This window comes from Actinokineospora cianjurensis (assembly GCF_003663795.1).
Lineage (GTDB): Bacteria > Actinomycetota > Actinomycetes > Mycobacteriales > Pseudonocardiaceae > Actinokineospora > Actinokineospora terrae.
On sequence record NZ_RCDD01000001.1, the window covers coordinates 2,642,347 to 2,656,400 of the forward strand.

Sequence of the window (14,054 nt, forward strand, 5' to 3'; positions counted from 1 at the left end):
CCAGGGACGGCACCAGGGGGTGAATGTCTCACCCGGTCGGGTAACCCCGCCCGCCGTGGCGGCAGGGGTGGCGCACGCTCGGGTGGTGACAGCATCACCGGTCAAGCGGGTGCGCGGGCTGCAGTGGACCTGGGTCCTGCTGCACGGGCTCGCGGTCGTGGTCGCCGCCCTGTTGCCGGGGGATGGGGCCAGGGTGGCGCTGGTGGTGGCGCTGGTCGCGGTGGACCTGGTGGCGGTGAAGCCGTACGGGTTGTTGGTCGGGGAGCGCGGGTGGCGGCGGCCGTGGGGGTTGTTGGTGCTCGCGCAGGTCGTGGCGACCACGGCGTGGGCGGTTGGTGGGGTGTGGGTGGCGGCCGCCGCGGCGGTGGCGGCGTTGGGCGCGGTGCTCGTGCTGGGGAAGGCGTACCGGGCGCGGCACGGGGTGCTCACGTACATGGACGCGTGTGTCGTCGTGGTCGCGGTCGGGGTCCTGGTGTGGACGGTCCCGGGCACCGGGTCGACGGTGCCGCTGTGGCTGTGGGTGCCGGTGTTCGCCGGGATGGCCGCGCGGTTCGCGCACACCGGGTGGCGGGCGGCGCCGTGGCTGCTGGCGTGGACCGCGGCCTGGCTGTTGGGCGCGGTGCTGGCGCGCGCGGGCCTCGGCGGGCAGTTCGCCTGCGTGTTGCTGTCGGCGGCGTTGCTGGTCGGCGCGCGGTTCGCGGTGCGGGTGCCCTCGGCGCGCAACCGGCCGGAGTGGGCGACCCAGACGACGCTCACCCTCTGCGTGCTGCTGCTGCCCGTGGTGCTGCTGCTGCGCGCCTCGCACGCGACCACCAGGGACATCGTGGTGATCGCGGCGGGGTCGTTGGTGGTGACCGTGCTGCTGCTGGTCCGGCTGCCGCTCTCGCACCGCAGCGGACCCACGGACCCGGCGCTGCGGGCGGAGCTGCGCAGGCGGCTGGTCCGGCTGTGCGCGTTGTTCGTCCTGCTGGCGATGCTGCCGGTGGTGCTGCTGGCGTACCTGTCGATCAGCGTGGCGAACGGGATGGTCAGCGGGGAGGTCGACCGCAGGCTCACCCACAGCACCGACGTGGTCGCCGCCGAGCTGGAGGACCGGCTGACCGGGATCGGGTCGCTGGTCAACGCCTACGCGCAGCGCCCGACCCTGCGCGCGGCCTCGTTCTCCGCCACCGCCCCGGATCCGGCGATCTTCGACGCGGTGCGCTCGCTGCAGGGCCAGCAGCCGCCGTTCCTGGCCGCCTGGGTGCTCGACGCGAGCGGCCGGTTGATCACCATCGCGCCGCCGACGGTGGTGGTGCAGGGCACCCAGTTCGCCGACCGGGACTACTTCCGGGGCGCGATCCGCCGCGGCGGGCCGTACGTGTCGAGCGCGTTCGAGTCGGCGGTGGTGGGCAACCCGGACGTCATCGCCATCTCCGCGCCGATCACCGACCTGGGTGGCCGGGTGCTCGGGGTGATCGCGGTCAGCTACCCGGTGGGTCCGCTGACGAACCTGGTGGACCGGGTGGCCGCGGCGCAGGACGTGTCGGTGGTCGTGGCCGACACCCGGGGCACGGCGGTCGGGCGGGACCCGGGGCCCGGCCTGGTGTCCGCGTTGGGCACGGCCGGGGTCGAGGCGGCGCTGAGCGGCAGGAGCGGTGCGGCGACCACGGCGGAGGGCGAGACCGAGTACCAGGCGGTGTACCGGCCGATCCCGGCGTTGGGCTGGGCGGTCGTGGCCAGGATCGACGCCGCGAAGGCGTACGCGGGCACGGCGTTGCTGACCGGTCGGATCGTGGCGATCACGACGCTCATCGTGCAGGTGCTGCTCGGCGCGCTGGTGCTGGCGGCGCGGACCGAGCGGCGCAGGCGGTTGGCCGAGGTGCGGCTGGCGGCGCGCGGCGAGCAGGTGCGGGAGATCCTGCAGGCGGCCGGGGACGCGTTCATCGCGATGCGGCCGGACGGGCGGGTGTCGTCGTGGAACGCCCAAGCCGAGGTGATCTTCGGGTGGACCGCGGCCGAGGCGCTCGGGGTGCTGCTGGTGGACCTGGTGGTGCCACCCGAGCAGCGCGACGCGCACACCGAGGGGGTGCGGCGGGTGGTGGGCGGCGGTGACCCGCACCTGCTGGGGACCACCAGCGAGGTCGTCGCCCGGCACAAGGACGGGTGGACGTTCCCGGCCGAGTTGACCGTGTGGCGGTCGGGCGACGGCGCGGAGGTGGTGTTCAGCGCGTTCGTCCGCGACATCACCGAGCGCAAGCAGCACGAGCGGGACCTGGCCGACGCCCGCGACCAGGCGCTGGCCGCGTCCAGGATGAAGTCCGCGTTCGTGGCGAACATGAGCCACGAGATCCGCACCCCGATGAACGGCGTGCTCGGCCTGTCCACGCTGCTGCTCGACACCGACCTCGACCAGCGCCAGCGCGACTACGTCTCGACGCTGCGCCGCTCGGCGGACGCGCTGCTGGAGGTGATCAGCGACATCCTGGACTTCTCCAAGATGGAGGCGGGCAAGCTGGAGATCGACCCGGTGGACTTCGACCCGAGGTCGGTGGTGGAGGACGTGGTCAGCCTGCTCGCGCCGACCGCGCGCACACCCGGCCTGGAGATCGCCGCGGTGGTGCACCCGGCCATCCCGCCCGCGCTGCACGGCGACGCGCACCGGATCCGCCAGGTGCTGATCAACCTGGTGTCCAACGCGATCAAGTTCACCCCGGGCGGCGAGGTCGTGGTGTGGGTGTCGATCCCGCCTGCCGACCAGTCCGACGGCAGGCACCGGGTGACCTTCACGGTGACCGACACCGGCATCGGCATCCCGGCCGACCGCCAGGAGCACCTGTTCGACGCCTTCACCCAGGTCGACGTGTCCACCACCCGCCGCTACGGCGGCACCGGGCTGGGCCTGGCGATCTGCAGGCAGTTGGTGGAGCTGATGGGCGGCACCATCGGGATGCGCAGCAAGCCGGACGAGGGCAGCGCGTTCCACTTCACCCTGCCGCTGCCGCCTGCCACCGCCCCGCTGCCCGCCACCCGCACCAGCGGCGCGGTCACCGGCGCCGCGGTGCTCGTCGTCGACGACAACGCCACCAACCTGCAGGTCGTGGCCCAACTCCTGCGCACGTGGGGCGCCCAGGTCGCCACCGCCTCCACCGGCGCCGAGGCGATGGCCGTCCTGCGCGCCGCGGCCGAGGCAGGCCAACCCTTCGACGCGGCCCTGCTCGACATGCGCATGCCCGACCTCGACGGAATCCAACTGGTGGCCCGGATCCAGGCCGACCCCGCCACCGGCTCCCCCCGCCTCGGCATCCTCAGCTCCACCACGGAAGCGGAGGAATCCCGCCGAGCCCGCCGCATGGGCGTGGACGTGTACCTGTCCAAACCCATCCGGGCCGCGGCCCTGCGCGACGCCCTCGGCCGCTTGCTGGCCGACGAGGGGCCGGTCGTACCACCCCAACAGGCACCGGCGCCCCGCCTTGAGCCGCGCAGGCCGAGCGCGGGGCGGGTGTTGGTGGCCGAGGACAACGACATCAACCAGCAGGTGGTGGTGCAGATGTTGAGCACACTGGGATACAGCGCGGATGTGGCGGAGAACGGCGAGCAGGCTTTGAGCATGCTCAGCACGGGGGATTACGACGTGGTGCTGATGGACTGCCAGATGCCGGTGCTGGACGGGTACCAGGCCACGACGCAGATCCGGCAGTTGCCCGCGCCGCGCAATCAGGTGCCGGTGATCGCGTTGACGGCCTCGGCGTTGGCCTCGGATGAGAAGCGGTGTCGGGATGTGGGGATGGATGACTTCCTGACCAAGCCGTTGCGACGGGAGCAATTGGAGGCCGTGCTGCGTCGGAACGCGATGCCGGGGGCGCCGCAGCCCCGGCGGGAGAATGACCAGACGTAAGTGGGTGGCCGTTCACTCGGCTCGGTGGGTCTCGGGTCGGGCAGGGTTGGCGCTGTCCCCGGTGCCAGGGGCCAGTGGGTCTCGGTCAGGCGACCAGCCAGGCGAAGCGGGTGCGGGTGGTGCCGGGGGTGGCGGTTTTCACCGCTACGCGCAGGACGGACACCGGGATGACGCTGTGGCCGTCCGGGCCCGGTTGGGAGATGTAGGGCTTGCCAGCCCAGGCGTCGCCGGAGACCTCGTAGCCCAGGGGGTCCTCGTGGTACTCCCAGGTGGTGGCGCGGTGTTTGCGGGCCACCTCGCCGAGGTACCAGGCGGCGCCTTGGACGAAGTCGGCGTTGGCGGGGGCGGTGAAGTCCGCCAGGGTCGGGGTCCTGGTGAGCACGAGGTCCTCCACGGCGTCGAGTGACTCCACCGAGAAGTCCCACGCACGCCCCGAGTCGGCCGCCCACCGGTCCCACTTGGCCGCGCGCTCGTCGAGCCACGCCGCCAGCCACGGGTGCGTCGAGCGGGTGACCGCGCGCTCCGGCAGCGGCGGCAGGCTCTCGGCGACCTCGGTGAAGATCGTGCCCGCGCGGGTCTGGACCGCCTGGCCCATCAGCAGCGTCGGGACGATCAAGCCGGGGCCGACGTGCGCGCCGGGCACCACCACCGGCACGTCCGCGCGCTCGTCCCACTCCCACTCGCCGCCGCTGAGCCTGCGCAGCGCCTCGCCGAGGTAGGCCACGACCGACTCGGTGAACGACGGGTCCGCGCCCGGCACGAACCGCTCGACGAACGCCGATTCCAGGTGCCGCAACGACTCCACCGAGTAGTCGAGCGGGAATCCGCCGCACACGTAGAAATCGCGCAGGCGGTCGACGAACGGGTCGACGTCCGCGCGCCACTCTTCCCCGGGGTCCACACCCGCGAGCCTACCAACTTCCCGCCACGCCAAGGTGTCCGAGCGGATACCGGGCGCTGACCAGTGAATGGGACCCCGGTCCGCGAAACTGCCGGTGGGAACGGCCGAAACCGCCTGCCCCGGCCGGGGTGGGGGGTGTACGGTCCGGTGATTCATCGAGGTGGCAGGGGGTGCCGCCGTCGACGACGCCCCGTGCCGGAGGGGACCCGCTGTGAGTTCTGCCAAGGGGGGCTCGCTGTCCCGGCGAGTCAGAGGAGCCGCTGCCGCGCTGGCGGTGCTGGCCACGGTCATCACGTGGTCGCCGCCGGTGGCCGACGCCCAGTCGGCGCAGCGGTGCGCGGACATGTTCAACGTCACCAAACCGACGCCCGCGCGCAACCAGCTGCCCGGGTTCGGCAACACCGTGCCCGCGCCCAAGAACGCGAGCCGGTACGACTACGACAACCCCGGCGAGGCGGCGCGCGGACTCGGCCTGCCCGACCCGGAGGACCTGGCCGACTACGGCGAGGACAGCTCGCCCTACAAGCCCGGCAGCAAGGAACACGTCTACACCACCTGGAACGCCTACCAGAAGCGCAAGGCCAAGGAACTCAAGGACTGGAACGACGGCGGGCAGGTCGGCAAGAAGCCCAGCGAGGCGCTGACGTACCAGAAGTGGCTCAACCGGTACGTGCCGAACATGGGCAACGACAACAAGGGCACCGCGTTCGAGGGGCACGCCACCCGCGACATCGGGCTCGGCGGCGCCGACTGGATGTGCCAGGACCGCATCCGCGACGCCCAGGGCCGCCCGGTCAGCGGCCGGTTCTACGACGCCATCAACCACCGCGAGAAGCTGATCTACGAGTTCAAGGCGGGCAGCGGCGTCGACCGCGAGCAGGTGCGCCGCGACCAGGAGTTCGCGCGCCGCCACGGCTACCGCATCCAGTACGTCTTCGGCCGCAACCCGAGCCGGGCCGCCCGGCAGGCGCTGATCGACGCGGGCCTCGAGCCCGCCGAGACGCGCCGGGCGACCGGGCGGGTGCTCAAGCCCGGTGTGCCGACGCCGGGACCGTCGTCCGGGCTGCTGAACCCGACCCCGGCCAACCCGGGCAAGGGCGCGGCGACCGACCTGTTCGACAGCGCGGGCCGCAACCGCGAGCAGGCGCGCTCGGTGCAGGACGTCGACGACGACTTCGCCCGCCGGTCCGCGAGGCCCGACGGCAAGGTCGACGGGCTGCCCCGGCGCCCCGGCGGCATCGACTTCTCGACCATGGAGCTGCGGTACCTGGCCGAACTGCCCGATGGCGGCGCGGTCGAGTTCGCGTTCGAGGCCGACGAGAACCTCGACGAGGAAGAAGAGCCGTCGTTCGGCGGTTTCGAGGTGGCGCAGCTGACCTCGGACTCGCTGTTCACCTGGCTCGCGCTCCCGGAGTCGTCGTTCTGGGTCAACCTCAACCCCGACCAGCCCGACCAGATCCTCGACGACGAGCTCGCGAGCACCGACGCCGGTCGGGTCCTGTTGGAGGCGGACCTGCGGATGAAGCGCGTGCTGGCGAAGGTGATGGTGCCGGACAACCCGATCGGCACCCGGTTCTGGGACTCGCTGCGCCACGTCAACGGCGCGCCCTGCTGGGTCACCTACCGGGTGTGGGCCGAGGCCGCGCCCGCGTCGGTGCGCGAGGACGGCGGGCAGCTCTACATCCTCGACGCGCCGCTGAAGGTGCAGGCCGAGCCGCTGGCGATCACCGTGCCGCCCGGCCAGGTGTGCACCCAGCCCGAGGACGTCCAGGAGTACAACTTCGGGCGCATCAAGGAGATCTTGATCCCCGAGGTGGAGAAGGCGGTCAACACGACGCCGGACTTCCAGGACCTGCGCAGCGTTTACCACGCGCGGGTCGCGGCGGCCTGGCTGCGGCAGCGCAACGAGGCCAAGCCCAACGCCTACGCCCCGATCATCGACAGCGGTGACGTCACCAAGTGGCCCGCGCGCACCCCGTGGAGCAAGCAGAAGGTCTACGAGGACTACCTGAAGTCCTTCCGCGAAGGCGATTACACCTTCACCCGGGAGTACGAACAGGACGGTGAGGTGCTCACGTTCACCTTCGCCACCGGTGGCGTGGACTTCGGGAAGTCGCCGCGCGCGCCCATCCCCGCGGAGACCTTCACCGCGCAGTACCCGACGCTGCCGGACACCGTCACCGACGCCCGCGCCGACGTCGTCGAGTACGAGGACACCACCGCGTCCTGGCTCGGCGCGGACAACGCCCGCCGGGTCGAGCCGCCGACCACCCAGCCGCCGACCACCCAACCACCCACGCAGCAGCCGACGGTGAACCCACCGGCACCGAACCCGCCGACCCAGCCCGCGCCGCAGGGCAGCCCGTCGCCGCCGCTGGCGCAGACCGGGGCGGCGCCGTTGGGGCTCATCGGCGTGGCGGCCCTGCTCTTGGTCGCCGGTACCGCGCTGCTGGTGTGGCAGCGCCGCCGACGCAAGAGTTGACCGAGCGCTAGGGAGAGGGGGCGGCCCGTCTGGGTCGCCCCCTCTCGCGTTGACGCAGGTCAGGCGTGCGTTCCCTGTCACATGGACTCCGTCGACGGACAGGTGTAGGCAGAGAGCCAACCGAGGACTGGAGACCCGACATGCGGTACCTGATGACGAGCAAGGCAGGCGGCCAGGCCCCCGACGAGCGCCTCTACCAGGAGATGGGCAAGTTCGTGGAGGAGCTGACCGCGGCCGGTGTGCTGCTGGCGACCGGGGGACTGGCGCCCGCCGGGATCCGGGTGTCCTCGGTCGGCGACGAGATCACCGTGACCGACGGCCCGTTCGCCGAGGCCAAGGAGGCGGTGGCCGGGTTCGCCCTGGTCGAGGTGCGCTCCGCCGAGGAGGCCCTCGAGCTGACCAAGCGGTTCCGGCGCATCGTCGGCGACGGCGAGAGCGTCATCCAGCAGGTCTTCTAGTCCCGTGGTCGACGTCCACCGCACCCTCGACGCCGCCTGGAAGCTGGCGGCGGCGCGGGTGGTCGGTGCCCTGACCAGGATGGTCGGCGACGTCGGGCTCGCGGAGGAGTTGGCACAGGACGCGCTGGTCGCGGCGCTGGAGCAGTGGCCGCGCGACGGGGTGCCGGACAACCCGGGGGCGTGGCTGACCACGGTCGCCAAGCGCCGCGCGCTTGACCACCTCCGGCGGGCCAAGCGGATCGTGGCGGCGGGCGAGGAGGAGCGGGCGCAGGACGCCGACAGCGGCGACGACGTGCTGCGGCTGGTGTTCCTCGCCTGCCACCCCGTGCTGCCCACGGTGCAGCGGGTCGCGTTGACGCTCAAGCTGGTGTGCGGGTTGACGACCGAGGAGATCGCCAGGGCGTTCCTGGTCGACGCGCGGACGATCGCGGACCGGGTGGCCCGCGCGAAGCGGGCCCTTGCCGCCGAACCGCCGCGTGCGGCCGGGCAGCTCGGGTCGGTGCGGGAGGTCATCTACCTCGTGTTCAACGAGGGCTACTCGGCGACCTCGGGCGATGACCTCCTGCGGCCCGGACTGTGCCTGGAAGCGTTGCGGCTGGGCCGGGTGCTCGCCGAACTCGTCCCGGACGACCCCGAGGTGCACGGCCTGGTGGCGCTGATGGAGCTGCAGGCGTCCAGGTCGGCGGCGCGGACCGGGCCCGGCGGCGAGCCGGTCCGGTTGCACGAGCAGAACCGCGGGCGGTGGGACCAGTTGCTGATCCGGCGCGGGTTCACGGCTCTGCTGCGGGCTCGGGGGAGCGGGCCGCCCGGGCCGTACGTGCTGCAGGCCGCGATCGCCGCCTGCCACGCGGGGGCGCGATCGGCCGAGGAGACCGACTGGGCGCGGATCGTGTCCCTCTACGACGCGTTGGTCCACTTGGTACCGACACCGGTGGTCCGCCTCAACCGCGCCGTCGCCGTCGGCATGGCCGACGGCCCCGAGGCCGGTCTGGCCCTGGTCGACTCCCTCACCGACGACCTGCGCGACTACCACCTGCACCCCAGCACCCGCGGCGACCTGCTCCTGCGCCTGGGCCGCCACCCGGAAGCGGCCCGCGAGTTCGAACGCGCCGCCACCCTCACCGACAACGCCTCAGAGCAGGCGTTCTTGCGCCGCCGCTCAACCGAGGCCGCCACACCTGTCGGCCGCGTGTTGGTCGACACCGCCGCTGGCTTCCTCACCAGACCCGACCTCGACCGCTCAACCCTGCGCTCTTATGCCCAAACCCTGGCCAGACTCCGCAAGGCTGTCGGCGACCGAACCCCGATCGCGGCCCTGACACCCCAGGACATCGCCGCCATGTTCACCGCGGCGTGGTCCACCGCGTCCCCGAAGACCTGGAACCGGCACCGGGCTGCCCTGCGCTCGTTCTGCTCCTGGGCGGGCATCCCGGACCTGACTTCCACTGTGGACAGGCGAAAGGAGGTCAAGAGGCCCACGGCTGTCGTCGACCTCGATCACGTGTGGCAGCTACCCGACGCCCCGCCACGTGAGCGCCTACTGTGGACACTCTTGCGCGAGTCCGGCGCCCCCGTCCGGGCAGTCCTGGATCTCAACGTCGAAGACCTCGACCTACCCGCCCGCCGCGCCACCGGCCCGATCTCCCTGCGGTGGCGCGAGGACGCGGCCCACCTCCTACCGCAAGTCCTGGCGGGCCGGGCCGCGGGCCCGCTGTTCCTCGCCGACCGCCGCCCCGGCCCCGGGCGTCCGCCGCGGGAAGGAGACCTCTGCCCCGTCACCGGTCGAGGCCGGTTGTCCTACGAGCGGGCCGAGTACCTGTTCAAGCGCGCCACCGGTCTCACGTTGGGCGCGCTGCGGAAGTAGCCACCACCGGTAGGGGCGCGGGAAATGGGGATGAACCACACCCCTACCGGCGCGACACCGCAGGCGGGCGGTGTCGGCGGAGGTGGCTATTCGTCGAGGAAGTCGGGCTGCTCGGCGACGATCTCGTCCCAGAGGAGCTGGAAGCTGAACCAGCCAAGCTGCCGGTCGCCGAAGCCGTCCTTGGCGGCGATGGCCTGTTCGTGCGCCATCGGCTTGGGGTCACCGGCGGCCAGGGCCAGCAGTTGGACCTCGGCGCAGCTGTCGAAGGTGAAGAACCAGTGCACTGCCTCCTCCAGCGACCCGCCCACGGTGATCAGACCGTGGTGGCGCAGCAGGATCGCCCGCTTGTCGCCCAGCTTCTCGGCGATGTCGCGGCCCTGCTCGACGGCGACCGACGGGCCGCGGTAGTCGTCGTAGAGGACCTGGTCCTGGTAGAACGCCGCCGACTCCTGGTCGTAGGGCTCCAGCAGCCTGCCCAGCGCGCCCAGCGCCCTGGAGTGCGCGGTGTGCGCGTGCGCGGCGGCCTCCGCGTGCGGGCCGAGGTCGTGGATCGCCGAGTGGATGACGAACGCGCTCGGGTTGACCGGGTGTTTGCCATCGACCACGGTGCCGTCGCTGTCGACCAGGATCAGGTCGCTGACCTTGACCAGCTTGAACGACACGCCGAACGGGTTGACCCAGAACAGGTTCGGCTGCTCGGGGTCGCGCACCGAGATGTGCCCCGAGATGCCCTCGCCGAAGCCGTACTTGCCGAACAGCCGCAGCGCGGCCGTTAACCGCTGCTTGCGGTGCTGTCGTTCAGCGGCTGGGTCCTCGAAGGTGGCTGCCGAGGGCATCGGCAGGCCGGTGTGGGTGTCGGCGAGGTAGCCGGGCTTCGCTTGCTCCACAGTGGACATCAGAGAACTCCTCCAAGCTCGGGGGGTGTCATGCGGGCAGCAGCTCGTCGGCGCGGACCGCGGTCGCGCTGCTGTGCTCGCTGATCGCGGCGGCGATGTCCACCGCGCGGTCCACCAGCGACTGCACGCCGAAGGTGAAGAACAGGCTGCCCAGGGTCGGGTCGCCGAGGCCGTAGAGCCGCGGGTTGGGCACGCCGTCGACGGTCAACCGGCTGGTCGCCCGCTCCACGTGCAGGCCGCCGCGCGGGTGCGGCTCGGCGGCGCCACCGGCGACCAGCGAGCTGAACAGCGGGGTGGCCTTCTCCGAGAGCTTGCGCAGCCGGGCGTTCACCGCGTTGACCACGACATCGGCCCGGTGCTCGGTGGTGTGCTCGCCGCGGGCGGTGGCGAGTCGGAAGCCGTGTCCGGTCGGCTCGATCCCCACCAGCCCGCTGACCAGTTCCACCTGGCCCGCGTCGATCAGCCGCAGCAGCACCGCCGCGTTGCCCGGCGGCATCGGGCAGCACAGGCTCATCAGCGCGCGGTCGTTCTCCGCCAGGACGAGGTTCTTGTCCTGCTCGGTCAGCAGCGGCCAGATGTCCGGCCCCGCCTCGGGCACCGCCTGCTGCACGATCCGCATCGCGATGCTCGGCGAGTCCACCTCGGCCAACTGCCTGCGCAGCCGGTCGACGGCGTCCTCCGAGCGCACCGCGTCGATCTCGCGGCGCACGGTCGCGATGTCCTCGCCCGCCTCAGCCAGTTCCGCGGCCATCACCGCGACCAGGTCGGTCAGGGTGAGCCGCTCGCCCTGCGCGGCCAGCGCGCGGAACCGCGCCGGGGTGAAGTGGCGCAGCACGTGGTGCACCGGCCGCTGGCGGACCCCGGGCAGCACGTTGCGCCGGGAGAACAACCGGATCCGGCCCTGGTGACCGCGCGCGGCCAGCGCCAATACCACGTCCACCGCGGTGAGCCCAGCGCCGATCAGGGCGATGTCGGCGTCGGGAGCGATACCACTCAACGAGTCCCGAACGGGATACGGTTCCCCGATGAATCCAGGATGTCCGGAAAGCGCGTACAGGTCGGCCGGTCGGCCCGCTCCCACGCTGAAGACAGCGTAGTCGACATCGTGCCGGACCCCCTTGTCCGTCCACATGCTGAGCCCGTCCGGAGTGGACTGCGCCCGCTCCACCCGGTTGCGTACCAATTCCACCCGCCAGCCGCGCCGCACTAGTGCCAAAAGCGCAGCGCGGGCCGACTGTTCGAGGTAATCCCCGTAGACCGCGCGGGGGACGAACTGGGCCCCCGACAGCGGGTCGCTATAGGCCGAACGTGAACCCTCGAACAGGTTCCGGCCCGCCAGCCAGTCCGCCATGTGGTGATCATCACCCGCCCGCACCGACATGTCCTGCGGGGTCGCGTTGACCCGGACGACATCGAGATCAGGCTGGTACGGCCTGCCCCGCCACAGGTGCTTCGACGGCTCGAACACGGTGATCGCGCCCGGTGCCAAGTCGGTCCGCGCCGCGAGCGCGTCGAGCAGGCACACCGCGGACGCACCGCCGCCGACCACGCCAATTCTGGATAAGGACGACATGTCCCCCCTTTGTTATCCGAACCCCCGGTGGTGTCAAACGCCAGCCCGGCGTAATCAGTGCGCGCAAAAAGAGCATCCTTGTCGCACTGTTCGGCCTCACATTACCGCCGGGGTTGGGGTCGGGTTAGCGATCTCGCGCGCAGTCAGTTGCGAATAAGCGCAGCGGTACCCCTGTAGACGACGAGTTACCCCCTGTATACCTACAGTGATCGTATTGTGATGCATCTGGCTGTACGGTTTTGGGTGATTCCCAAAAACCAGTCACCGGGTTAGTCGGCTCCGGTACGCTCGCGGGCGGAGTTTGCCCGGCCATGGTCCAACAGAAGATCCCGGGGGTCGGCCAGTGACCAATGCGTCCGTCGCGGTTGCCGCGTCGCCGGTTATCGAACCGGCGCGCGCGTTCGACCTGTGGGGCGACGAGGTCCGCCGGGTCTGCGGCACGCTGCAGGTCATCGGCGACCGGGACCGCTTCGGCGCGGGCACCATCGCCACCAGGGTGTTCGGCACCATGCGGGTGTCGCGGATCACCGCGGACCCGCACGCGGTGGTGCGCCACGACCGGGTCGCCAGCAACGAGGGCGGTCACGTCTACGTGGTGACCCTGCTCAACGGCACCGCCCGGCTCTGCCAGGACGGCACCGACATCACCGTGCGCACCGGCGACCTGGTCGCCTTCGACAGCAGCAGGCCCTACACACTGGCCATGCCGCAGCCGTTCACCATGGTCGGGGTGCGCGCCCCGCACCGCTCCCTGGGGATGACCCCGCAGAAGACCAGCTCCATCACCGCGGCGCCGTGGAACGGCAAGACCGGGGTCGGCGCGCTGGCCAGCCACACCTTCGCCGCGCTCGGCTACCACCTCGCCGAGCTCGACGACGCCGCCCGCGAACCGCTGGGCACCACCGTCGGCGGGATGATCACCACGCTGTTCGCCGAGCGGCTGTGCTCGTCGGTGGTCGACCCGGCCGCCGCGCGGCAGCTGCTGGTGCTGCGGATTTGCGGATACGCGCAGGAGCACATGGGCGACAGTGCGCTGAGCCCGGCGATGCTGGCCCGCCGCCACAACATCTCCTTGCGCTACCTGCAGGTCCTCTTCGCCGAGCAGGGGTCGAGCCCGGCCCGCTGGATCCGCGACCAGCGGCTGGAGCGGCTGCGCACCGACCTGGTCAACCCCCGCTACGACCACCTCACCGTCTCGGCCATCGCCGAGCGCTGGGGCCTGGTCGACGCCTCGCAGGTCAGCAGGCTGTTCCGGATGAAGTACGGGGTCTCGCCGCGCGAGTACCGCAGGACGCGCGGCGAGACCGCCGGGCTCAGCCCGCTCAGTCCTCTCGGTCGTGTGGCACCGGGTTGGCGGTGAACCGCTCCGGCCGCACGAACACCGCGGCCCTGCGGTCGGCGGCCATCTCCCGGTCGTAGACCTCGAAGTCGTCGTGCTGCCCGCCCGCCGCGGTGTAGATCTCCCGCAGCAACGACGGCAGCCGTTCGGCGGACACGCCCTCGTGCGCGTCGTCCGGTCCGGCGATCTCCACCCCGCCCGCGACCGCGATCCAGTCCCAGCCCGCGCGGAACACCAGCGTCGCCTTCGGGGTTCGCCGCAGGTTGCGCAATTTGGTGGTACCGCCGCGCGAGACCAGTGCCAGCACGCGCTCACCGGTGACCGGGTGCTCGACCACCCCGACGTTCACCACCGATGTCGCGGGCTCCCCGTCGGCGCGCCGCGTCACCAACACCGCCAACCAGTCCTGTGTGGACGCCAGCGCGACCACCCTGGCCAGCCCTGACTCCGTGTCGATCCCCTTGCCCGCCATGCGGACCACACCCCTCGTCCTGTGCGTGAAATGAGCAGAGAGCGTGCGCGCAAGCACCACGGCAGGCGCACCCCGCGCGGATACTATCGGTGGCGACGGGATGGGGCAGCGCAGGTGATGGGGATCGCCTGCCGCCCACGGCGCGCACGCGGCCCCCGGTACGGCATCGACCGAGCACAAGACTTCCGAGTA

At 71.8% G+C, this 14,054-nt stretch carries 9 protein-coding genes; 5 read left to right on the forward strand and 4 right to left on the reverse strand.

Annotated features, from left to right (window positions below; genetic code table 11):
* Window positions 1-85: 85 nt before the first annotated feature.
* Window positions 86-3,877: a response regulator gene (locus CLV68_RS11835; protein WP_246009771.1), complete on the forward strand. Its 3,792-nt coding sequence runs from the start codon at window positions 86-88 to the stop codon at window positions 3,875-3,877.
* An 85-nt stretch (window positions 3,878-3,962) separates the two neighbouring features.
* On the opposite strand, the gene CLV68_RS11840 is transcribed toward CLV68_RS11835, so the two are convergent.
* Window positions 3,963-4,778 carry a hypothetical protein gene (locus tag CLV68_RS11840; protein WP_121390399.1) on the reverse strand — a complete coding sequence of 272 codons (816 nt, stop codon included), beginning with the start codon at window positions 4,776-4,778 and terminating at the stop codon, window positions 3,963-3,965.
* Between the two features lie 211 nt (window positions 4,779-4,989).
* On the opposite strand from CLV68_RS11840, the gene CLV68_RS11845 reads away from it, so the two are divergent.
* The 3 genes from CLV68_RS11845 to CLV68_RS11855 all read left to right on the forward strand — a co-directional run bounded on the left by CLV68_RS11845 (window position 4,990) and on the right by CLV68_RS11855 (window position 9,582).
* Window positions 4,990-7,260: an LPXTG cell wall anchor domain-containing protein gene (locus CLV68_RS11845; RefSeq protein WP_147459953.1), complete on the forward strand. Its 2,271-nt coding sequence runs from the start codon at window positions 4,990-4,992 to the stop codon at window positions 7,258-7,260.
* Window positions 7,261-7,400: 140 nt separating this feature from the next.
* On the forward strand, window positions 7,401-7,718 hold the full coding sequence (locus tag CLV68_RS11850) for a YciI family protein (RefSeq protein WP_092782871.1): 318 nt from the start codon (window positions 7,401-7,403) through the stop codon (window positions 7,716-7,718).
* Between the two features lie 4 nt (window positions 7,719-7,722).
* The gene (locus CLV68_RS11855; RefSeq protein ID WP_121390401.1) at window positions 7,723-9,582 is read left to right on the forward strand and encodes a sigma-70 family RNA polymerase sigma factor; all 1,860 of its coding nucleotides are present in this window, start codon (window positions 7,723-7,725) and stop codon (window positions 9,580-9,582) included.
* An 86-nt stretch (window positions 9,583-9,668) separates the two neighbouring features.
* Here CLV68_RS11855 and CLV68_RS11860 read toward each other — a convergent pair whose 3' ends face one another.
* Both CLV68_RS11860 and CLV68_RS11865 read right to left on the reverse strand, forming a co-directional pair.
* Window positions 9,669-10,478: a class II aldolase/adducin family protein gene (locus CLV68_RS11860; protein ID WP_121390402.1), complete on the reverse strand. Its 810-nt coding sequence runs from the start codon at window positions 10,476-10,478 to the stop codon at window positions 9,669-9,671.
* 28 nt (window positions 10,479-10,506) lie between these two features.
* The gene (locus CLV68_RS11865) at window positions 10,507-12,051 is read right to left on the reverse strand and encodes an FAD/NAD(P)-binding protein (protein ID WP_121390403.1); all 1,545 of its coding nucleotides are present in this window, start codon (window positions 12,049-12,051) and stop codon (window positions 10,507-10,509) included.
* A gap of 343 nt (window positions 12,052-12,394) precedes the next feature.
* Between CLV68_RS11865 and CLV68_RS11870 the strand changes: the two genes are divergently transcribed.
* Window positions 12,395-13,411 carry an AraC-like ligand-binding domain-containing protein gene (locus tag CLV68_RS11870; RefSeq protein ID WP_170224230.1) on the forward strand — a complete coding sequence of 339 codons (1,017 nt, stop codon included), beginning with the start codon at window positions 12,395-12,397 and terminating at the stop codon, window positions 13,409-13,411.
* Here CLV68_RS11870 and CLV68_RS11875 read toward each other — a convergent pair.
* Window positions 13,374-13,862, reverse strand: a complete 489-nt coding sequence (locus CLV68_RS11875) for a TIGR03618 family F420-dependent PPOX class oxidoreductase (protein ID WP_211346468.1) — start codon at window positions 13,860-13,862, stop codon at window positions 13,374-13,376. The genes CLV68_RS11870 and CLV68_RS11875 overlap by 38 nt on opposite strands.
* Window positions 13,863-14,054: the final 192 nt, after the last annotated feature.

What these genes read in the sequence shown, in the direction of transcription:
- CLV68_RS11875 (WP_211346468.1), bottom strand. Translation starts at nt 13,862, where the DNA reads ATGGCGGGCAAGGGGATCGACACGGAGTCAGGGCTGGCCAGGGTGGTC.
- CLV68_RS11850 (WP_092782871.1), top strand. Translation starts at nt 7,401, where the DNA reads ATGCGGTACCTGATGACGAGCAAGGCAGGCGGCCAGGCCCCCGACGAG.
- CLV68_RS11865 (WP_121390403.1), bottom strand. Translation starts at nt 12,051, where the DNA reads ATGTCGTCCTTATCCAGAATTGGCGTGGTCGGCGGCGGTGCGTCCGCG.
- CLV68_RS11860 (WP_121390402.1), bottom strand. Translation starts at nt 10,478, where the DNA reads ATGTCCACTGTGGAGCAAGCGAAGCCCGGCTACCTCGCCGACACCCAC.